This is a genomic window from Mycobacterium sp. 48b (assembly GCF_048282725.1).
GTDB lineage: Bacteria > Actinomycetota > Actinomycetes > Mycobacteriales > Mycobacteriaceae > Mycobacterium.
The window spans coordinates 2,957,962-2,979,527 of the sequence record NZ_JBLVUL010000001.1 but is presented as its reverse complement, the minus strand read 5'-3'; the positions used below and the strand labels follow the sequence as shown (position 1 = coordinate 2,979,527).

Genomic DNA, 21,566 nt, shown 5'->3' with positions numbered 1-21,566 from the left:
CTCCCTACTCACGCCCATGCACCGGCATTGGTGCATAGCTGCGACATTAGTAGCGTCACCGAGCCCGCTGCTCCGTTTATCCCGTCACGGGTCAGTCGCGGGTCAGTCTCCGGTGCGTCACCCGGTGCGGACGTGCTGCTTCGGCGCCGAGACGCTGGATCTTGTTCTCTTCGTAGGCACCGAAGTTGCCCTCGAACCAGAACCACTTGGCCTCGTTGTCGTCGTCGCCCTCCCACGCCAGGATGTGCGTGCAGGTGCGGTCCAGGAACCACCGGTCGTGGCTGATCACCACGGCGCAGCCGGGGAACTGCTCCAGCGCGTTCTCCAGCGACGACAGGGTCTCGACGTCGAGGTCGTTGGTCGGTTCGTCGAGCAGGATCAGGTTGCCGCCCTCTTTGAGGGTCAGCGCCAGGTTCAGCCGGTTGCGCTCACCACCGGACAACACACCCGCGGGCTTCTGCTGATCCGGTCCCTTGAACCCGAACGCCGACACGTAGGCGCGCGACGGGATCTCGTTCTGGCCGACCTCGATGTAGTCGAGCTTGTCGGAGACGACCTCCCAGACCGTCTTCTTGGGGTCGATACCGGCGCGGCTCTGGTCGACATAGGACAGCTTGACCGTGTCGCCAACCTTGACGGTGCCACTGTCGGGCTGTTCGAGTCCCACGATGGTCTTGAACAACGTGGTCTTGCCGACGCCGTTGGGGCCGATGACGCCGACGATGCCGTTGCGCGGCAGCGTGAACGACAGGTCCTTGATCAGCTGACGGCCTTCGAACCCCTTGTCCAGGTGCTCGACCTCGACGACCACGTTGCCCAGCCGTGGCGGGGTCGGGATCTGGATCTCTTCGAAGTCGAGCTTCCGGGTCTTCTCCGCTTCGGCGACCATCTCCTCGTACCGGCCGAGGCGGGCCTTGTTCTTGGCCTGACGAGCCTTGGCGCCCGAGCGGACCCAGGCCAGCTCGTCCTTGAGCCGCTTCTGCAGCTTCTGGTCCTTCTTGCCCTGGACCTCCAGGCGCTCGGCCTTCTTCTCCAGGTAGGTCGAGTAGTTGCCCTCGTACGGGTAAGCCCGGCCGCGGTCGAGTTCGAGGATCCACTCGGCCACGTTGTCCAGGAAGTACCGGTCGTGGGTGACCGCCAGGATGGCGCCCTTGTAGTTGGCGAGGTGCTGCTCGAGCCACAGCACGCTCTCGGCGTCGAGGTGGTTGGTCGGCTCGTCGAGCAGCAGCAGGTCCGGCTTGCTCAGCAGCAGCTTGCACAGCGCGACGCGGCGGCGCTCACCACCGGACAGGTGGGTGACCGGCTCGTCCGGCGGCGGGCAGCGCAGCGCGTCCATGGCCTGCTCAAGCTGGGAGTCGATGTCCCAGGCGTCGGCGGCGTCCAGCTCCTCCTGCAGGTGGCCCATCTCTTCCATGAGCTCATCGGTGTAGTCGGTGGCCATCAGCTCGGCGACCTCGTTGTACCGGTTGAGCTTGGCCTTGATGGCCACGCCGGCCTCGACGTTCTCGCGAACGGTCTTGGTCTCGTCGAGCTGCGGCTCCTGCATCAGGATGCCGACGGAGGCGCCGGGCGCCAGCAGCGCGTCGCCGTTGTTGGCGTGGTCGATGCCGGCCATGATCTTCAGCACACTCGACTTACCGGCCCCGTTGGGACCGACGACGCCGATCTTCGCGCCGGGCAGGAAGTTCAGGCTGACGTCGTCAAGGATGACCTTGTCGCCGTGCGCCTTGCGAACCTTGCGCATCGTGTAGATGAATTCGGCCATGCCGTGATGTGCCTTTCTGAAACTCTTCGGGGATATCGGATGGGCGCTCGCGCGAAAGGTCGCGTCAAGCCCAACTCACTCGCGCCCATCCTATGCGCGCCCGAAACCCGCTAAGCCGACAGTGGCAGGTCGCCCTCGTCCGGCTCGGTTTCCGCGCCGTCGTCCGAGCCGCTGGGCTCGGGCGCGGGGACCGACACGGGCTTCGGCAACGGCGCCACCTTGGCGGTGCAGCGGGACAGATCGGGTCCGACCGCGCTGGCCCGCACCTCCACCGAGGACCGGCGCACACCCTCTTTGTCTTCGTACTCATCGGTGTGGACATGCCCGACCACGATCACGGCGTCGCCCTTCATCAGAGAGGCGCTGGTGCCGGTGGCGAGATTTCCCCAGCAGTTGACCGTGACGTAGAGCGAGTTGCCGTGCTCCCAGTTGCCGTCGGGCATGCGGCGCCGCGAATTGCTGGCCACCCGGAACTTGTACAGCTCCTGATCGCCGAATCGCCGCCGGACGGGGTCGGTGATGATGTTGCCCACGATCGTGAACGGGGTCTCGAACATTTCTGGTTCCTTTCGCTTCATCCAATGCGGTGGCCGGCGCCGAAGCGGCGCGGCCGCCTTACGCAGCCATTGACCGCCGGACCCCCGACGCGCGGCTGGCATGCGGACCCGACGAAACCGTCGGCTGTGGATGAAACGCAGGCTGGGGATAACTCCGGTGGCTAGCCGGAGGGGTGGTCGCGCCGCGCCATCTCGGCGAGCATCGCGTTGTAGGCCGCCAGATCGGCGTCGTCATCGCGGTCGGCGGCCCGGTCGAGCCGCTTGGCGGTGCGCTGATCGCTGCGCCGCCATTGGATGAGCAGTGCCAGCATCACGATGACCAGCGGGACTTCGCCGGCCGCCCACGCGATGGCGCCGCCGAGGTGCTGGTCCCCGAGCAGGTCGTTGTGCCACGGCAGTTGCAGTGACCGGTAGAAGCTCTCGCCGAGCACGTTCGTCATGCCCATCATCACCACACCGAAGAACGCGTGCAGCGGTAGCGAGGCGAACACCATCCCGATCTTGACCAGGTGCGGGACGGGCCTCGGGGTCGGGTCCACGCCGATGACGACCCAGTAGAACAGGTAGCCCGAGAGCAGGAAGTGCACGTTCATCAGGATGTGCGCGGCGTGGTTGCTGACCGCGGCGTCGAAGATGCCGCCGAAGTACAGGCCGTAGAACCCGGCCACGAACAGCACGGTCGCGACGATCGGATGGGTCAGGAACTGCGACACCCTGGAGTGCAGCGCGGCCAGCAGCCATTCTCTGGGGCCGGGTGGCGAACCGCGGCCCGCGGTCGGCAGCGCCCGCAGGGCCAGGGTCACCGGGGCACCCAGCACCAGGAGAACCGGAACCAGCATGGACAGCAGCATGTGGGCGATCATGTGCATGCTGAACATCGCCGGCATGTAACGACCGAGCCCCGACGACGTGGTGAAGAGCAGGACCGCGCAGCCGAGCAGCCAGGCGAACGTGCGGCCCACCGGCCAGGCGTCACCGCGTCGGCGCAGCCGGTACACGCCGGCCAGGTACATCGCCGCACCGACGATCGCCGCGGTTCCGAACAGCAGGTCGAATCGCCAGTCGAACAACACCCGGGCGACGGTCGGCGGCCCGGCGAAGTCGTATCCGATCGCGACCTCGGTGGCGGTCGGGACCCTCGGCTCGGGCGGCGGCGGGGTGCGTCCCAGCCCGACGGCGATACCGAATGTGGCGCCGAACAGCACGGCCTCGGTCAGCGCCAATCGGATGAGGGGCTTGCGCGCCCCGGGGTCGGCGGCCAGCGCGGTCAGGCTGACCCGACGCTGCCGCCAGCCCAGCACGCCGAGCAGGCTGAGTGCGACGAGCTTGGCCACCAGCAACCAGCCGTAGGTGGTGCGCACCAGATCAGGCAGCTGGATCCGCACCAGCGCGTTGAGCACACCGCTGAGGGCCATCGCGACGAAGCACCACAGGGCCAGCGCCGAGAAGCGGCGTGCCGCCAGCGCGGTGCTCGGGCCGTCACCCCCGGTCCCCGTACCGGCCCGGATCGCGTGGGCCAACAACGCCAGCAGCCCGCCGGCCCACAACGCGGCGGCGACCAGGTGGATGAACAGGCTGTTGGTGGCCAGATCGTGGGCGCCGCCTGCCGACGAATGACCGGTCAGCACCAGCGGCATCAACGTCAGCAGGGACCCGGCCAGCAACACCGGCGTCCACCCCCACCGCAGCACCGGCAGGCTGGCGATGGTGACGGCGGCCGCCAGGAGCGCCGTCCACCGCCAGGCGACGGCGACGTCGACCAGGCCGGCCGCCGACCACACGTCGACCGGGGCGAGATGGTCGAACAACGGCTGCCCGGACACGTCCGAGACCGTCAGCGGGACCAGCAGCGCTGCGCACACCGTCCACACCCCCGAGGCGGCGGAGCCGAGCCGCAGAGCCCGGTAACCGGCGACATCGAGCACGCCGTTGGACTGGGGTGCTGCCAGGAATGCCGCGAACAGGAAAGAACCCACCGCGACGACGGCGGCGATCTCACCGGCGGCCCGGACGAACGGCAATCCGTAGGTGGTGACCGGGCCGGGATCGGGCAGGCCGGTGGCGGTCAGGGCGTCGGCCAGCGACAGCGCCCCGATGCCTGCGGCGATCGCACCCGCCAACAGCCCCACGCCGACGAGCACGGGCCACACCACGCTGTTGCGCACACCGGATGCGGCCACCTGGCCGGCAGAAGTCATGGTGCAAGGGTATGGCGTGGGCTCCTCCGCACCCTCAGGCGTCGCCTAGCTGGACGGACCCCGCACGACCCGACGCTGCTTCTCCCGGATGTAGAACTGCTCACGCGCGATCTCGTCGACCTTGTCCATGTCGGCGACGACCCCGCGCAGTTCGTCGCGGAAGGCGTTGCGACGTGCCTGCAGGTCGGGGCCCTTGACCAGGAGGTTCTGGTCGGCGGCCACCTGCCGCGCGGTGGCGAACAGCAATGCCGAGACCGACTCGTTGCTGGTCACCCGCCCTTGGGCGACATACTGGCGCCCGACACCGAGCGCCCGCTTGGTCAGATCCCGCTCCCCGATCTCGGCGGGCGCGTCGCGCAGCACGTCCGCGACGATCGCGTAGGCCTCGAAGAACGGTCGCAGCATGGCGCCCACCAGCAGCGGTTGCTTGCCCCGCAGCATTCGATAGATCTCGTCGCGCCCGGCGGAGACCCTGTCTTCCCAGTTCTCGTACCAGGACATCTCTTCGGCGACGTTGTCGCGGAAGGCCTCCGAATCGGCGAAGTAGAAATCGAACTTGAGCAGGTCACGCAGCCGCATCACCTGATCCCAGAACGCCTGCAACGGGTCACCGGAGACGCGGGCGGCGTGCGCCAGGGCCAGTTCGACGATGGAGGTCTCCTGGAAGGCATGGATCAGGGAGTTGCGGTAGAACGCGGCCTCCAATTCGTCCTCGGGGGCGATCCGCCACACCGGCTCACGGCCACTGTCGACCAACGTCACCGGGTGCCCGCCGGAGAGGGCGTCGACGGCCGAGCGCACGCCCTCGGCGGTCCGCAGCCGCAGCGCGCTGTTGGTCATCGGGGTGTTCTTGCGCTCCAGGTAATCCAGGGAGTCCTGCAGCGTGTGGTGCAGCTGATCGAGGGTCAGTGCGACCCCGCGGGCGCCCAGCAGCAGCGCCGAGACCAGGTTCGTCGCGGTGACCGGGGTGACCCGCAGAATCCGCCACGCCACCTCGAAGGCCATCTTCTGCATCGCCAGGCGTTTGGCCGCCTCGTCGTGGGCCATGTCGCCGCCCGGCTCACCGAGGTGTTCACGCATCGAAACCGCTTCCGGGAAGCGGACATAGATCTTGCCGTAGTTGCGCTCGCCCTGCGCCTTGATGAAGTTGTACAGCCAGCTCAAGCCCTCGGGCGTCTTCTCCCCGCCCCGGGCGTACGCGGCGTACTCGGCGGTCTCGTGCAGCTGGTCGAAACTGATCGACACCGGCTGCAACAGGATGTCGTCACTGCGGCCGTCGAGGTAGGCGTTGGCGACATAGGCGAGCAGGCCGAGCTTGGGCGGCAACATCTTTCCGGTCCGTGACCGGGTGCCCTCGATCGACCAGTTCAGGTTGAAGCGCTTCTCCACGATGTAGCCGACGTACTGGCGGAGCACGTACTTGTACAGCGGATCATCGAGCTTGCGGCGCAGGAAGATGACGCCGGAATGCCGGAACAGCGGACCCATCAGGCCGAACGACAGGTTGATTCCGGCGAAGGTGTACACCGGTGGAAGCCGGTTCTCCTGCATGGCCACCGGGACGATGACCCCGTCGAGGTAGGACCGGTGCGAGAACAGCAGCACCGCCGGATGCTGTTCCAGGGCATGACGCATCGACTCGATCTCGGAACGGTCGTAGTCGATGCGCGGATCGAATCCACGGCTGAAGATGGCTCGGCCCAGGGTCGGGATCAGATCCACCGAGAACCGGCTCCACCCCGTGGAGAGCTCGTCGAGCATCTCCCCCGCCTTCTCCACCGTCGCGCCCGGGATCTGTTCCAGGCCTTGACGGAAGCGCGCCGAGTCGAGCATCTCCGGTTTGACCAGCCGCGGCGACTTGTATTCGGGGCCCAGCAGGCGCAGCTCCACCCGCTCGATTGCCAGCACCGCCCGGCGGAGGACGAATCGTGCGAATTCCCTTGGGTTTTCCGCGACCGTGGTCTCGCTCCACTGCTTGCGCAGCTCCGATACCGTGGCCGGTTCGCCGGCGACGATCCGGGCCCGCGTCGGGTTCTTGCGCAGGATGCGCCGCTGCAGGATCTCCGGCGGCCGGTAGGTGTCGCGGCCCGAGATCAGCCCGACCACCTTCAACCGGGTGGGTAACCCGCCGGGCACCCAGAACACCCGGACCGGAACCACCAGCCGGTCCTCGTCCGATTCCAGCTCCTCGACCAACCGGGCCACCGCACCGGGGGCGGGTTCGTCGGTGGCCGGCAGCTGAAGCACCTCGACGGTCGTGTCGGGGTGTTCGCGCCGCTGCGCCTTGAGCCAGTCGTTGAGCAGTTCGAGCTCGGCCGGTGACGACACCGACGCGAGCACCAGCGCGTCGTCAGTGGTGCTGAAGCTGGGGTAGTCATCGATCCCCGTGGTCACGGTCGGCCCTTGGGGGTCCGCGGCGACGGGGTATCCGATTTGGGCTCAGTCTTTTTCGCGGGAGCCTTTTTCGCGGGAGCTTTCTTCGCCGGTGCCTTCTTGGCGACCCGGCGGGGTGCGGCTTTCGCGGCCGGCGTGGCGCGGGAGTAGATGTCGAACACCGGCAATTCGCCCTCCGGCCAGGATTTCAGCGTGTCGAGGTAGATCTGGCGAACCTCGGCGATGCGGTCGGAGAGGTTCTCGACGGTCCAATCGTCGACGGGTATCGGCGGGTACACCGCGACGTCCACCCTGCCGGGGTTGAACGTGCTGGAATCGCGGGCCGCGATCACCTCGGCGTTGCGGATCACGATCGGCACGATCGGAATGCCCGCAGCCATCGCGATGCGGAAGGGGCCCTTCTTGAACGGGCCGACCTCGACGGTGTCGAGCCGGGTGCCCTCGGGAGCGATCAGGATCGACAGACCTTTGCGGGCAAGCTCTTCGATCCGGTGCAGGCTTTCGACGGCTTTCTCCGGATCGTCGCGGTCGATGAACGCCGCATCCATCACCTTGCCCAGTGGACCCATCAGCGGGTTGCGCTCCAGCTCCTTCTTCCCGACGCCGGTGAAGTCGACCCCGACCAGCCGGCCCGCGATCATCGGGTCGGCCTGGTTGCGGTGATTGAAGATGAACACCGCGGGGCGTTGCGCGGTCAGGTTCTCCTCGCCGAGGACGTTGAGCTCGATGCCCGTGGTGAGCATGAGCAGCTTGCTCCAGTTCGACGTGAAGAAGTTGACCCCGGTGCGCTTGTTGCGGGTGAGCAGCCCGAGTCCGATCGCGCCGGCAGCGACGGTCGGAATGGTCGCCAGGCTGGCCAGCGTGCGTAGTTGTGCGACCGGGCTGCTGCCGCTGCGGCTGCTGAACTTCAGTACGGGCCAGCCGCGTTTGGCGGCGACGGCAGCGAGCTTGCCGGCCGGATTGGTCGGCCGCGGATTGCCCACCAGGTACATCAGTGCGACGTCCTCGTCGCCGTCGGCGTAGAAGTAGCTCTTCGTCAGGTCCACCCCGTTGGCCGCCGAGAAGTTCTGCACCGCACGGGCTTTGCCGGGTCCCCAGATGACCGGACGCATCACTTCGCCGGTGATCAGGCCGTCCTCGTCGGTCTCGAACTTGTTGCACAGCACGTTGTCGATGCCGAGAAAGTGCGCCACCGGCTCCACCTGAACCGTCAGCGCAGAAGAGCTCAGCACCACGGTGTGGCCACGGGCCATGTGGGCCCGCACCATCGCGCGCATCTCCGGGTACATGCGGCCCTGAACGTGCTGGACGAACAGCCGCTCGCCCAGCTCGTCGAGATCGCTGAGCGAGTTGCCGCGCAGCATCCGCGCGCCCTTGCCGATCAGGTCCTCGAACTCGGACCGGCCCAGCTGGTGGTTGAGCCCGGCCTGCACCATCCCGATGAACTCGCCGACGCTCATCTGCCCGCGGCGCAACCGGTCCCGGGTCATGATCACCCCGGTGAACCCGGCCACCAGGGTCCCGTCCAGGTCGAAGAACGCGCCGATCTCCGGGCCCTCCGGGCTCCCCTCGATCTCGGCGAGGGTGCCGGGCAACCGCATTTGCCTGGGTGGGCGTGCCGCGGAATCCTTCGAAGTCACTGTGCAGCACTCCCGTTCGTCGCCGAGGTGTCGGTGCTGAAGGAGGCCGGCTCCGCCCGGCCGCCGCCGCCGAGCGCCAGCACCTCGTCGAAGCCCGCCAGTAGGCACTCGGCGAACAGCTTCTCGTCGGTGATGGCGGCCCGGTCGTAGCGAGCGGTGACGGTGATGTATCCCGATCTCGAGATCAACACCGCCATCATCGCGACTCCGGGCAGCGGTCCTATTCCGTAGTGGCGCAAGATCTTTGCCCCGGCGATGAAGGTATCCCCCGGCCAGACCGGGACATTGCTGGCCTGCACGTCGGAGTTCACCACCGAACCGGCCACCGTCTCCAGCACGGCGTCTGGCAGCAGGCTCAGGACGGGCGCGATCGACCCGACCACGTCGATGGCACGTTCCTCGCGCTTGCTCATCATCTGAGACCGGACGGCCTTGATCCGGGTCTCCGGGTCGACGATCCCGACCGGCGCGGCGAGGTTGACCCCGGCGAAACGGTTACCCCCGGCCGGATCGTCCTCGGAACGCAGGTTGACCGGCACCGCCATCGGCAGCGTCTCGATCGAGATGCCCTTGGCCTCGTGGTAGATCCGCAGGGCACCGCACAGCCCGGCCAGGTAGGCGTCGTTGATCGACCCGCCGGCAGCCTTGGCCGCCCGGCGCAGGTCGGAAAACGGAATGTCGATGGCCTCCGATCGCGACGACAGGCTCCGTCGGCGCAGCAGCGGGGAAGGATGTGCGGCCGGCCCCATCACCCGGGCTCCGGACATCGCGTAGTCGACCACACCACTGACCGCGGAGACCGGGTCACGCACAACCTTGGTCACCGTGCGGGCCGCCTGTCCGAGCGCGCCGAGCACGCCACCGGCGATCGATCCGGGGAGCCGGTTGATGCCTTCCCGCATCAGGTCGTTGGGCGAGAGGTCCTGCGGGATCGGCAGCGGCGCCGCGGCGGCCGGCTCGGGATCGCGTTCGAGATCGTAGATGTTGGCGAACATCTCCACCAAGCCGACACCGTCGGACACCGCGTGGCTCAGGTGCAGGATGGTCGCCGCGCGGCCGTCCGCCAGTCCCTCGACCAGCGTGGCGCTCCACAGCGGACGGGTGATGTCCATCGGCGACTGCAGCGCGACCTCGGCCAGGTCGAACACGTCGCGCAGCGTGCCCGACGCCGGAACCCGCACGCGCCGCACGTGATAGTCGAGGTTGAAGTCGGGGTCGACGACCCAGCGCGGAGCGGCCGTGGGCAGGGTCGGGATGACGACCTTCTGGCGCAGCCGCAGCACCTTGCGCGACGCGTGGTCCAGTCGAGCCCGGAATCGTTCCCAATCCGGTGTGGTGTCGAGGATCTCGACGCCCAGGATTCCGGACCGGGTGCGCGGGTTTGCCTCTCCCCGATGCAGTAGCTGGTCGACTGCGCTCAGCTCTTCGGGTAGTCCTGCCGCATCCAACTCCGGCACGTCGCTCATAGCGTGGTCCCTCTCCCCTCTCCTGGCCGCCAGTGCAGCGTCCACGCTAGTCCGCCTCCGGCCCCGCGGGAGGACTTTGCCGGGCGTCCGTCGCGCGTCACCGCTCCTTCACGCCGAGGTACGGATTTCGTCGACCGGCGGGAGGTGTTTGTCCGGCGGAAGGTGTTTGTCTGGTAGGTCGCGAAACAGGTCGGCCGTCAAAATCCGTTTCTGCTGACCGTTCTTGGTCGGCGTGATCCGGAGATTGACGGAGACTCCGTGATCAGTGGGCCGGATGTAGTAGCACTCGTCGGTGTCCGGGCAGTAGATGCAGATGACGTCGATCGCGTCCTTGTCGATGGGTGTGCTGTGCGCGCCATGGCGATCGGCCCAGGTGGACCGGAGGTTGAGTTTGACCGCTCCCGCCCGTGCCGACCGGTACTTCACCTGGATGCGGTGGAAGGTGCCCGCCGCGTACGCCACAAGGTCGAAGGGCGCATGCTCGGTCGCGGGGAACAGCACGTAAAAACCCTTGCCAACCAGGTCGGCATGCGCTTTGGCGACGCCGAGGTCGCCTTTGTCCTTGGTGTGATGTCGACCCACTGACTCGCTCGTTTCATCGGTTGCGGTTCGAGCAGCCCACGTGGTGCATATCCGTTTCGGCAACGACACCCACGCGGTGTAAATTGTGGTGGTCCGATTTGCCCCCGTGGCGCAACGGATAGCGCATCCGGTTTCTACCCGGTCGGTTGCAGGTTCGAATCCTGTCGGGGGTGCCATATCTCGTTCGTTTGACGTGTGCTTCTCTTTCTTGAGCGCACGGTACCCCGCACATCTGACAACTCCATGTCGGTCGAGTGCTCGCTCAATACAGACGGTGAGCCTGAATCTCACGTAGCTCGTCTGATCCGGACGCGCTCGGCAGCATGCTCGTTTCGGCGTTCGCCTCGCCGGCGTGCCCGTACGGCGAAAGCATCAAGCACATTTGCTTGACTTCAGTTGGCAGGGCTTCGACGTCGCCGTTTACTCGGCGCCCATGACCGAGAACCGCTCTCCATCTGTAAGACGTCGGTTGATGCTTCACACCTACTTCGGTTGATCCTCGACGCGGCGCGAAGCCCAATCTCCGTCTGCGGAAGAATGACGTGCACTAAGGTCTGTCTGTCCTGGTAAGCCGACAGTTCGGAGCTGACATGAGCACGTATCGGACGATTCTGGTCGGGACCGACGGGTCCGACTCGTCGTTACGTGCGGTCGACCGCGCCGCCATGGTCGCCGCGCAGGAGAACGCGAAGCTGATCGTCGCGAGTGCTCATCAGCCCGTGGCCGAAAAAGGCGGCTGGTCGCGACCGCCGTCGCCCGATCATGTGGTCGATACCCGCGCGGAGGACAGCCTCAAGAGCGAGGGCTACCGGATGCACGGCGCCGCCCCGGTCTACGAGATCCTCCAGGTGGCGCGCGACCGGGCCAGGGCCGCCGGCGCCTCGGAGATCGTCGAGCGGGCGGTCGAAGGTGCTCCGGTCGACGCCCTGGTGAAACTCGCCAAAGAAATCGATGCGGATCTGATCGTCGTCGGCGACATCGGCTTGGACTCCGTGGCCGGCCGCCTGTTGGGCTCGGTGCCCGCCACCATCGCCCGGCGCGTCAAGATCGACATCCTCATCGTCCACACCGCGGTCTGAGACGCTCGCGGCCTAGGCCGACACCCAGAGCAGCCTGTCGTCGTCGGCGACGACGGTGCCCGCGGCCGGGGCCGCGAAATGCGTTCCGAACAGCAACGCCTGCTCGTCGACGACGCCCTGCAATAGTCGGGCGCGGGTCACCGCGGCCGCATCCGGATCGTCATCGGGCAGGGCCTTTACCTCGGGGTGGGTGATCTGGAGCGGATGGTGGATCACGTCTCCGCTGATGATCGCCACTTCCCCGGCTGATTCGATCCGTACCGCGGTATGGCCTGCGGTGTGACCGGGTGTGGCCATCAGCCGGATCTCGTCGGTGATCTCGTGGTCCATCTCGGTCAGTCGCAGAACATCGTGCGCGGCAAGCGGTTCCACGGTCTCGGCGGCGGCGCGATTCGGGGCTGAGGACTGCCGCCACGACGTGTACTCGTCAGCGGTCAGCAGGTAGGTCGCGTTGGGGTAGGTGGGGACCCAGGCACCGTCACGTCGGGAGGTGTTGCGCCCGGCGTGGTCGAGGTGCAGGTGGGTGCAGACGACAGTGGTCACGTCGTCGGGGCTGAATCCTGCCGCGGCCAACGACTGTCGGTACTGGTCGGGGTCCATGGTGATCTGATACGGCAGGTCGTGGCCTTCGCCGAAGCAACAGTCCACGACCACGAGCTCGTCGCCGGATTCGATCAGGAACGACTGGATGGCCACCAGCAGATTGCCGGCGTCGTCGACATAGTGCGGGTGAAGCCAGCTCGGGAGCTCGGCCGGAAGCCCGCGAAACAGCCGGTCAGGCCGGGTCGGCACCACCGTCTCCAGGACCGCGTGAACCGTCAGCGCGCCGATCGTCCACTTCTGCATGGCTCACCGTATGAGACAAATCATTTGGATACAAGGCTCCACACAGCTCCATCAACGGCGCAGCATCTGGCACACTCGATGCGTGGCGCAGCCAAACGTCCGGTTCCAGCGACTTGCCGAACAGGTCGCCGACCAGTTGCGGCGCCGGATCCTGACCGGGGAGCTCCCCGACGGCACGATCCTGCCCAAGGAAGACGAACTACTCGTCGAGTATCCGATCAGCAAACCGTCCCTGCGGGAGGCCATGCGCATCCTCGAGGCCGAGGGGCTGTTGACGGTGCGGCGCGGCAAGCTCGGCGGCGCGGTGATCCACCGACCCGACTCAGCAAACCTTGCCTACACCATGGGGCTGGTACTCGGCGCGGGCCGGGTCGGACTCGCCGATGTGGGCACGGCACTGCTTCAGGTCGAGCCGGCGTGCGCGGCGCTCTGTGCCCAGCGCCCGGACCGCAAACGCACGGTTGTACCCATCCTCCGGGAACTGCACGAGGAATCGGTCAGATCGGTTGCCGATCTGCTGCAGGCCACCTCGGCAAGTCGCCGGTATCACGAAGCGCTCGTACGCCACTGCGGAAACGAGACGATGATCATTCTCGCGGGCGCACTCGAGGCCCTGTGGTCCGCCCACGAGCAAAACTGGTCGGCCCAGGTGACGGACCACTCCACCGTGCCTGTCGAGGAGCGCCGGGCGGTGCTGGAAGATCATCGGCAGGTGATCGACGCGATCGACATGGGCGATGCCCAGCGAGCCCGCGATCTGGCCGCGGCACATCTGGTCAACGCCCAGCAGTACCCGGGCGTCGACGGGATCGTCGACCCGGCGATGGTGCGCACATGGGCGCAGTCCGACCCCCGGAAACCCTGATCTCGGCGGCCGACATTGTGACCGTTGACACAGAATCTTATTTTCATATGATTTGGTCATGAAGGTCGGCGACGCCACCGTGGACGCCGTGGACGCGGCCCGCTATCGGTCCGCCGGCTGGTGGTCGGACCGCACCCTTTCGCAGACCGTGCGCACCCACTCCCTCACAAACCCCGACAAACCGGCCTACGTCGACCACCCCTCGGCCACGATCACGTGGAACGAATTCGACCGCGCCGCATCGCTACTGGCCGCCCAGCTGGCCGGTCTCGGCGTCAGGCCCGGCGACCGTGTGGCGGTCTGGCACGGCGATACCGCGGCCATCCATGTGCTGTTCGTGGCGATCGAACGATGCGGAGCCGTCGTGGTGGGGATCGGTGCCCGCGCCGGTACGCGTGAGGCCGGCCAGATCCTGCGCGCCACCAACCCGCGCCTGGTGATCAGCGATGCCGCGCGGCATCCGTCTGTACAAGCCACGGTGTCGGGACTGGCGCCTGAGATCAGCGCACTGGTGTTGGACGGCCTGACCCTCGACAGCGACGCCCCGCCGCGACCCCCGGCGGCGGGCGTCGGAGCCGACGACGTGTTTCTGATCAACTCGACCTCGGGCACCACGGGCCTGCCCAAATGTGTTGTGCACACGCAGAACCGGTGGCACTACTTTCATCAGCAGGCAGTCGCCAACGGAGCGCTGAGTTCCGACGACGTCTTCCTGCCGGTCATCCCCGCCCCGTTCGGGTTCGGCATCTGGACCGCCCACACCACCCCGATCTACCTCGGTGCCACCACGGTGCTGCTGGAAAAGTTCGACGCGGCAGCCGCGTGCGAGGCGATCGCCCGCCACCGGGTCAGCGTGTTGTGCTGTGTCAGTACCCAACTGATGATGATCATGGCCGACCCGGCGTCGCGCGAGAACGACCTGAGCGCACTGCGCGTGGTCTTCACCGGCGGTGAGGCGCTGCCGTATCAGCGGGCCGCCGACTTCGAGGAACTCACCGGAGCCACCATCCTGCAGTTCTACGGCTCCAACGAGACCGGTCTGTTGAGCGGGACCACGCTGCAGGACTCCCGGGAACGCAGGCTGCGCACCGCCGGACGGCTGGTGCCGGAGATGGACGTCCGCCTGTTCGACGGTGATGACGACGTGACCTCGACGGGCCGTGGGCAACCGGCCTGCCGAGGTCCGGCCACCAGTCTGGGATATCTCGGCGGCGTCGACCACGACAAGCTCTACACGCCCGACGGCTGGATGCGGATGGGTGACGTCTGCGAGGTCGACGCCGACGGCTACCTGTCGGTCACCGGTCGCACCTCGGACTTCATCGTGCGCGGCGGCAAGAACATCAGTGCCGGCGAGGTCGAGGATGCGGTGACGACGCACCCGGCCGTGGCAGTGGCTGCCGCGGTGGCGATGCCCGACCCGGTCTTCGGCGAGAAGGTCTGCGTCTACATAGAACCCGTAGCACGTGTAGCCCGCGCGGACGGACAGACCATCGACCTCCCGGGGCTCGTCGAGCACCTGTTGTCCAAGGGCATGTCGAAGGAACTGCTTCCCGAACGGCTCATCGTGCTCGACGAGCTGCCCCGGTCCTCGGGCGGGAAGATCGCCAAAGGGCAACTCCGCGAGGATATCCGGACGCGGTTGGGAGACGGCTATGAGCGTCGGTGAGATGCGTCAGGGCGGGTTGAAGGTGTGGTCGCCGTCGGTGACCCCGCCCATCGGCGTCGACCTGTCCGAAGAACAGGCACTGGCGGTGGCGTTCCGGCACCTGGCCGACATCGGGTTTGCCGAGAACATGGCCGGCCACATCACGTGGCAACCCGAAGGACGCGACGAGATGCTGGTCAATCCGTGGGGGCTGTGGTGGCAGGAGCTCACCGCATCCGACATCTGCGTGGTCGACGGGAACGCAAAGGTGGTGCGCGGCCGGTGGGATGTCACCCCGGCCATCCACATCCACACCGAACTGCACCGCGTGCGCGAGGATGCCCGCGTCGTCATCCACAACCATCCCTATTACGTCAGCCTCGTCGCGGCGTTGGGAAAGCTGCCGGACCTGGTGCACCAGACCGGGTCGCTGTTCCTCGACGACATGTGCTTCGTCGAAACCTATGACGGTGAAGTCGATTCGGCACCCCGGGCTCGCGAACTCGCCGAACGGATCGGCTCCGCCAATCTCACCATCCTGGCCAACCACGGCGTCATCACCACCGGAGGCACACTGGCCGAGGCCGTATACCGGGCCGCGTCGATCGACCGGGTCTGCAAACTGGCCTACCAGGTGATGCTCACCGGCCAGGAGCCGACCGCGATGAACCGCTCGGACATGTACGGCATGCAGTCCTCGCTCATCGAACGCGCCGCCGACGTGTACTGGGCCGGGGCGGCCCGTATGACCATCAAGGCCGACCCCGGCGTGCTCACCTAGTTCCCGGACCCTGGAAGGAGACCTCGCCCATGAAGTCCATCGACGATCTCGCCGGCAATCTTGACTTCACCACCGCCCAGAAGGGGGCCGAACGCACGGTCACGTTCCTGCCCGAACCACAACGGGCCGAACGCCTTTACACCGTGATCTCCGTCGACGATCACATCGTCGAACCGCCGGACACGTTCACCGGCCGGGTGCCGCGCAAGTTCGCCGATCGCGCCCCGAAGGTCGTCGACACCGAGAACGGCGGGCAGACCTGGATGTATGACGGGCAGTCACTGCCCAACGTCGGCTTCAACGCCGTGGTGGGCCGGCCGGTCTCCGAATACGGCTTCGAGCCGGCGCGGTTCGACGAGATGCGGCGCGGCGCTTGGGACATTCACGAACGCGTCAGGGACATGAATCTCAACGGCGTGTACGCGTCGCTCAACTTCCCGTCTTTCCTTCCCGGGTTCGCCGGCCAGCGGCTGCAGCAGGTGACCAAGGACCGGGACCTCGCGATGGCGGCGGTGCGGGCCTGGAACGACTGGCACCTCGAGGCGTGGGCCGGCGCCTATCCCGAGCGGATCATCCCGTGTCAGCTGCCGTGGCTGCTCGACCCCGAGGTCGGCGCCCAGATGATCTACGAGAACGCCGAACGCGGCTTCCACGCAGTGACTTTCAGCGAGAACCCGGCCATGCTCGGGCTGCCGACCATCCATTCCGGGTACTGGGAGCCGATGATGGCGGCGTGTGCCGAGACAGGCACCGTGGTCAACCTGCACATCGGGTCCTCCGGTTCGGCGCCGTCGACCACCGACGACGCCCCGCCGGACGTGCAGGGCGTGCTGTTCTTCGCCTACGCGATCACCGCCGCCGTCGACTGGCTGTACTCGGGTCTGCCCAGCCGGTACCCGGACCTCAAGATCTGCCTGTCCGAGGGCGGGATCGGTTGGGTGGCAGGTCTACTCGACCGGCTCGACCACATGCTCAGCTACCACCAGATGTACGGAACCTGGAAGGCGCTGGGTGAAACCCTCTCCCCCGCCGAGGTGTTCAGCAGGAACTTCTGGTTCTGCGCGGTCGAGGACCAGTCCTCGTTCGTCCAGCATGAACGGATCGGCACCGGCAACATCCTGCTCGAAGCCGACTACCCGCACTGTGACTCGACCTGGCCGCACACCCAGCACACCATCCACGAGCAGATCCAGGGCCTGCCCGCCGAGGTGATCCGGAAGATCACCTGGGAGAACGCATCCCAGCTCTATCAGCATCCGGTGCCCCTGGCAGTGCAGAGCGATCCGAACGCCTACTGAGCGATGACCGAGCCACTGCGCATCGCCGTCCTCGACGACTACCAGGGAATCGCCGACACCGTCGACTGGTCACCGATTCCGTGCGCCACCGAGATCACGTCACTACGGGAACACATCGCACCCGGTCCGGCGCTGGTCGAGACGCTGGCCGGCCGCGAAGTCGTGGTCGCGATGCGAGAACGCACGCCGCTCGACGCGACGCTGCTCGCCCAACTGCCCGACCTGAGACTCCTCGTGACCACCGGACCGTTCAATGCCGCCATCGACGTCGCCGCCGCCCACCGGCTCGGGATCACCGTGTCGGGCACGGGCGGAGCCATCACCCCGACGGTCGAACACACCTGGGCGCTGATCCTGGGGCTGCAGCGGCACCTGGCCATCGAGGATCGACGTATCCGCGACGGGCGGTGGCAGAGCACCATCGGCGGCGACCTGCACGGGGCCACCCTCGGACTGGTCGGGGTGGGCCGGATCGGCAGCCGGGTGGCCGCAATCGGCACCGCATTCGGCATGAACGTCATCGCGTGGAGCCCCAACCTGACCGACGAGCGTGCAGCCAAGGCCGGCGTGGTCCGCGTGGAGCGCGAGGCACTGTTCGCGGAGGCCGACGTGGTGTCGCTGCACATGGTGCTCGCCGAGACGACCCGCGGCCTCGTCGGCCGGGACGAACTGGGCGCCATGAAGACGTCGGCAATCCTGGTGAACACATCGCGCGGCGGTTTGATCGACGAGCCCGCGCTGACCGAAGCACTGCGCGACAACCAGATCCGCGGTGCGGCCCTCGATGTCTACCAGCAGGAGCCCCTGCCTCCGGGCCACCCCTTGACCACGCTGGCCAACACTTTGCTGACCCCGCACCTCGGTTACGTCACCGAGGGTGTGATGAAGATCTTCTACCGGGACATTGTCGAGGACATCGCGGCCTACTGCGCAGGTTCCCCGGTGCGTTTGCTCCCCGGGTGAGGGCCAAAAATTCCCCTCTGAAGGTAACTGTGAGGAAGATCAAGATTCCTTAATGGAACGTTGTCGATCCACTACGGGCCTGTTACGTTCTCCCGGTTGAAACGCGGTCGGATGGGGTTTCCGTCGGCGTACGCCGAACCGGAGAGGTGGATTCCGCCGTGGCCAGGGTCTTTCAGCTTGCGAGACGCTTCTGGATCCCGTTGGTTCTCGTGGCCGCGCTCGCAGTCAGCGGGTTCGCGATGAATCGCATGCACGGGATCTTCGGCACGCACATCAACACCGAACCGGGACAGTCGGCCGGGGACGACATCGTGGAGTTCAACCCCAAGCGCGTCCTCTATGAGATCGAGGGCCCCAGCGGGACCAGCGGCCACGTCAGCTACCTGGACGCCGACGCCCAGCCCCACACCGAGAGCTTCACGTCACTGCCGTGGCGGCACGAGGTTGTCACCACCCTGCCCACGGTGTTCGCCAACGTGGTTGCCCAAGGAGATAGCGAAGTGATCAGCTGCCGGATCGTCGTCAACGGCGAAGTCCGAGACGAGCAGACCGTGAACCAGCATGACGCCCAAGCCTTCTGCTTGGACAAGGCCGCATGATGGGCAACCACGAGCACAACGGCTCCGAACTCAAGGGCGCCGACCACAAGGGAGTCGCCCGCGTCATCCGCGTGGCAGCGATCCCGATCATCCTGGCTTGGATCGTCCTCGTCGTCGTCCTCAACGCCCTGATCCCCCAGCTCGAGGTCGTCGGACACGAGCATGCCGTATCGCTCTCGCCGCAGGACGCCCCGGCGCTGGTGGCGATGAAGAAGATCGGCGAGCGCTTCGATCAATTCGACTCCGACACCATCGCGATGGTCGTGCTGGAGGGCGACCAGCCGCTCGGCACCGACGCCCACCACTATTACGACGAACTGGTCCGCACGCTGCAGGCCGACACCGAACACGTTCAGCACGTGCAGAATTACTGGGGCGACCTGATCACTGCGGCGGGATCCCAGAGCACCGACGGCAAGGCCGCCTACGTTCAGGTCAATCTCGCCGGCAACCAGGGCGAGACGCTGGCCAACGAATCGGTCGCCGCGGTCCGCAAGATCATCGACGAATCCCACCCGCCCGCGGGCGTGAAAGCCTATGTCACCGGCCAGGGTCCGCTCACCACGGACATGAACGAAGCCGGCGACAAGAGCATGGTCAAGATCACCTTCGTCACCATCGCCGTGATCGCGGTGATGCTGATCGTCGTCTACCGGTCGATCGCCACGATGTTGCTGATGCTCATCGTGGTGCTGCTGGAGATGTCGGCCGCGCGTGGTGTCGTGGCGGCGATCGGCCACGCCGGCCTGCTCGGCTTGTCGACGTTCTCGGTGAGCCTGCTGACCTCGTTGGCCATCGCGGCCGGAACCGACTACGCCATCTTCCTCGTCGGCCGATATCAGGAGGCGCGGCAGAAGGGCCAGGAGCGGGAAGACGCCTACTACACCGCATTTCACGGAGTCGGTCATGTCATCCTCGGCTCTGGCCTCACCGTGGCCGGCGCCATGCTCTGCCTGCACTTCACCCGGTTGAACTACTTCAGCTCGATGGGTATCCCCAGCGCCATCGGCATGTCCGTGGTGGTGCTGGCCTCACTGACGCTTGCGCCGGCAATGCTGGTGGTCGGCAGCCGATTCGGGCTGCTCGACGCCAAACGCGAGATCCGCTCGCGCGGTTGGCGCAGGCTCGGAACCTCGGTGGTGCGCTGGCCGGTCCCGATCCTGGCCGCGGCCATCGCGGTGGCGCTCGTCGGACTCCTGGCCCTACCCGGCTACCAGACGTCCTACAACGAGCGCCTCTACATCCCCAAGGACCTACCGTCCAACGTCGGATATGCCGCCGCCGAGCGGCATTTCACCGCCGCGCGGATGAACCCCGATCTGCTACTGGTCGACGCGGGCCGGGATCTGCGCAACCCGGCCGACATGATCGTGCTGGACAAGATCGCCCGCGAGCTGATCCGCGTCCCCGGCGTCGCACGCGTACAGAGCATCACCCGGCCGCTGGGCCGCCCCATCGCGCACAGCTCCGTGCCGTTCCAGGTGAGCATGCAATCGGTGTCGATGACCGAGAACCTGCAGTTCCTGCGTGAGCGCATGGGCGACATGAACACGCTCACCGACGATCTCGGCCGGATGATCACGATCATGGAGAACATGCTGGGCCTGATGAACCGGATGACCGACATCACCCATGAGCTCACCGCCAGCATGAACGACATGCAGGCCAGCACCAACGAAATGCGGGATCACATGGCTGATTTCGATGATTTCATGCGGCCGATGCGGAACTACCTGTACTGGGAGCCGCACTGCTACGACATCCCGATGTGCCATTCCATGCGCTCGTTGTTCGACGGGCTCGACGGCATCGACACCATGACCGAAACCCTTTCGCAATCGGTGAAGAACATGAACGAGATGGACCAGCTGATGCCGCAGCTGGTGGCGCAGCTGCCACCGATGATCGCCATCTCGAAGTCCATGCAGGGCACGATGAAAACGATGTTCAGCACGTTCAACGGGTTGGTCGACCAGATCGGCAAGATGACCGACACCGCCTCGGTGATGGGCCAGGCGTTCGACGACGCCCGCAACGACGACTCGTTCTACCTGCCGCCCGAGGCGTTCGACAACCCGGACTTCAAACGCGGTCTGGATCTGATGGTCTCGCCGGACGGCCAGGCCGCACAGTTCATCATCACCCATGACGTGGATCCGGCTACCTCCGAAGGTATCTCGCATGTCGACCCGATCCTGAAGACGGCCCGCGAGGCGATCAAGACGACGCCACTGGCCGACGCCAAGATCTATCTCGGCGGCACCGCGGCCACATATAAGGACATCCAGGTCGGCGCACAGTGGGATCTGCTGATCTCGGCCTGTGGCGCGATCACGTTGATCTTCATCGTGATGCTGTTGATCACCCGCGCCCTGATCGCGTCATTCGTCATCGTCGGCACCGTGATCCTGTCCCTGGCCGCCTCGTTCGGCCTCTCGGTCCTGGTGTGGCAGTACCTGCTCGGAATCGATCTGCACTGGATGACACTGGCGTTCTCGGTCATCATCCTGCTGGCGGTCGGATCGGACTACAACCTGCTGGTGGTCTCGCGGATGAAGGAGGAGATCAGCGCGGGCATCAACACCGGGATCATCCGGGCCATGGGCGCCACCGGCGGAGTGGTCACCGCGGCCGGCCTTGTGTTCGCGTTCACGATGGCTTCGATGGCCACCAGCGATCTGATCGCCATCGGACAGGGTGGTACCACGATCGGCCTGGGCCTGCTGTTCGACACCCTTGTCGTTCGCTCGCTGATGACACCGACGATCGCCGCGATCCTCGGCCGCTGGTTCTGGTGGCCGCTGCCGGTGCGCCAGCGTCCGGCGCGTTTCCTCTCCGATCGGACCACACCGATACCGGTGGCGGGAATGTCGTGACCCGCGTCG

The 21,566-nt window shown here is 66.5% G+C and carries 16 protein-coding genes and 1 tRNA gene; 9 read left to right on the top strand and 8 right to left on the bottom strand.

What is annotated here, in order from left to right; translation table 11 throughout:
- Positions 1-91: 91 nt before the first annotated feature.
- The 7 genes from ettA to ACNQR1_RS14485 form a co-directional block, all read right to left on the bottom strand.
- A complete protein-coding gene (gene ettA / locus ACNQR1_RS14515) occupies positions 92-1,765 on the bottom strand; it encodes an energy-dependent translational throttle protein EttA (RefSeq protein WP_418046920.1) in 1,674 nt (557 codons plus the stop codon).
- A 110-nt stretch (positions 1,766-1,875) separates the two neighbouring features.
- A complete protein-coding gene (locus ACNQR1_RS14510) occupies positions 1,876-2,322 on the bottom strand; it encodes a single-stranded DNA-binding protein (protein ID WP_418046919.1) in 447 nt (148 codons plus the stop codon).
- Positions 2,323-2,483: 161 nt separating this feature from the next.
- Positions 2,484-4,520 carry a cytochrome c oxidase assembly protein gene (locus ACNQR1_RS14505; protein ID WP_418046918.1) on the bottom strand — a complete coding sequence of 679 codons (2,037 nt, stop codon included), beginning with the start codon at positions 4,518-4,520 and terminating at the stop codon, positions 2,484-2,486.
- Positions 4,521-4,565: 45 nt separating this feature from the next.
- Complete coding sequence (locus ACNQR1_RS14500) at positions 4,566-6,914, bottom strand: glycerol-3-phosphate 1-O-acyltransferase (RefSeq protein WP_418046917.1); 2,349 nt, start codon at positions 6,912-6,914, stop codon at positions 4,566-4,568.
- Positions 6,911-8,515 carry an HAD-IB family hydrolase gene (locus ACNQR1_RS14495; protein ID WP_418050369.1) on the bottom strand — a complete coding sequence of 535 codons (1,605 nt, stop codon included), beginning with the start codon at positions 8,513-8,515 and terminating at the stop codon, positions 6,911-6,913. The genes ACNQR1_RS14500 and ACNQR1_RS14495 overlap by 4 nt, the downstream gene beginning before the upstream one ends.
- A 35-nt stretch (positions 8,516-8,550) precedes the next feature.
- Entirely contained in the window at positions 8,551-10,020 is a 1,470-nt protein-coding gene (locus ACNQR1_RS14490) for a wax ester/triacylglycerol synthase family O-acyltransferase (protein WP_418046916.1), read from the bottom strand.
- Positions 10,021-10,128: 108 nt separating this feature from the next.
- Positions 10,129-10,602, bottom strand: a complete 474-nt coding sequence (locus ACNQR1_RS14485; RefSeq protein WP_418046915.1) for a group I intron-associated PD-(D/E)XK endonuclease — start codon at positions 10,600-10,602, stop codon at positions 10,129-10,131.
- A 100-nt stretch (positions 10,603-10,702) separates the two neighbouring features.
- Here ACNQR1_RS14485 and ACNQR1_RS14480 point away from each other — a divergent pair.
- Together ACNQR1_RS14480 and ACNQR1_RS14475 are read left to right on the top strand one after the other, a co-directional pair.
- A tRNA-Arg gene (locus ACNQR1_RS14480) sits at positions 10,703-10,778 on the top strand.
- A 414-nt stretch (positions 10,779-11,192) separates the two neighbouring features.
- Positions 11,193-11,681, top strand: coding sequence for a universal stress protein (locus tag ACNQR1_RS14475; protein ID WP_418046914.1), 489 nt, complete (start codon positions 11,193-11,195; stop codon positions 11,679-11,681).
- Between the two features lie 12 nt (positions 11,682-11,693).
- On the opposite strand, the gene ACNQR1_RS14470 is transcribed toward ACNQR1_RS14475, so the two are convergent.
- The gene (locus tag ACNQR1_RS14470) at positions 11,694-12,527 is read right to left on the bottom strand and encodes an MBL fold metallo-hydrolase (protein WP_418046913.1); all 834 of its coding nucleotides are present in this window, start codon (positions 12,525-12,527) and stop codon (positions 11,694-11,696) included.
- Positions 12,528-12,609: 82 nt separating this feature from the next.
- Between ACNQR1_RS14470 and ACNQR1_RS14465 the strand changes: the two genes are divergently transcribed.
- The 7 genes from ACNQR1_RS14465 (at position 12,610) to ACNQR1_RS14435 (ending at position 21,557) form a co-directional block, all read left to right on the top strand.
- Positions 12,610-13,392 (top strand): FadR/GntR family transcriptional regulator, encoded by a 783-nt coding sequence (locus ACNQR1_RS14465; RefSeq protein WP_418046912.1) that lies wholly within the window; start codon positions 12,610-12,612, stop codon positions 13,390-13,392.
- Positions 13,393-13,450: 58 nt separating this feature from the next.
- Positions 13,451-15,061: an AMP-binding protein gene (locus tag ACNQR1_RS14460; protein WP_418046911.1), complete on the top strand. Its 1,611-nt coding sequence runs from the start codon at positions 13,451-13,453 to the stop codon at positions 15,059-15,061.
- Positions 15,048-15,821 (top strand): class II aldolase/adducin family protein, encoded by a 774-nt coding sequence (locus tag ACNQR1_RS14455; protein ID WP_418046910.1) that lies wholly within the window; start codon positions 15,048-15,050, stop codon positions 15,819-15,821. Before ACNQR1_RS14460 ends, ACNQR1_RS14455 begins: the two co-directional genes overlap by 14 nt.
- A gap of 29 nt (positions 15,822-15,850) precedes the next feature.
- Positions 15,851-17,119: an amidohydrolase family protein gene (locus ACNQR1_RS14450; protein WP_418046909.1), complete on the top strand. Its 1,269-nt coding sequence runs from the start codon at positions 15,851-15,853 to the stop codon at positions 17,117-17,119.
- A 3-nt stretch (positions 17,120-17,122) separates the two neighbouring features.
- A complete protein-coding gene (locus ACNQR1_RS14445; protein ID WP_418046908.1) occupies positions 17,123-18,082 on the top strand; it encodes a D-2-hydroxyacid dehydrogenase family protein in 960 nt (319 codons plus the stop codon).
- A gap of 209 nt (positions 18,083-18,291) precedes the next feature.
- Positions 18,292-18,681, top strand: coding sequence for an MmpS family transport accessory protein (locus ACNQR1_RS14440; RefSeq protein WP_418046907.1), 390 nt, complete (start codon positions 18,292-18,294; stop codon positions 18,679-18,681).
- Positions 18,681-21,557, top strand: coding sequence for an RND family transporter (locus ACNQR1_RS14435; RefSeq protein WP_418046906.1), 2,877 nt, complete (start codon positions 18,681-18,683; stop codon positions 21,555-21,557). The genes ACNQR1_RS14440 and ACNQR1_RS14435 overlap by 1 nt, the downstream gene beginning before the upstream one ends.
- Positions 21,558-21,566 lie beyond the last annotated feature (9 nt).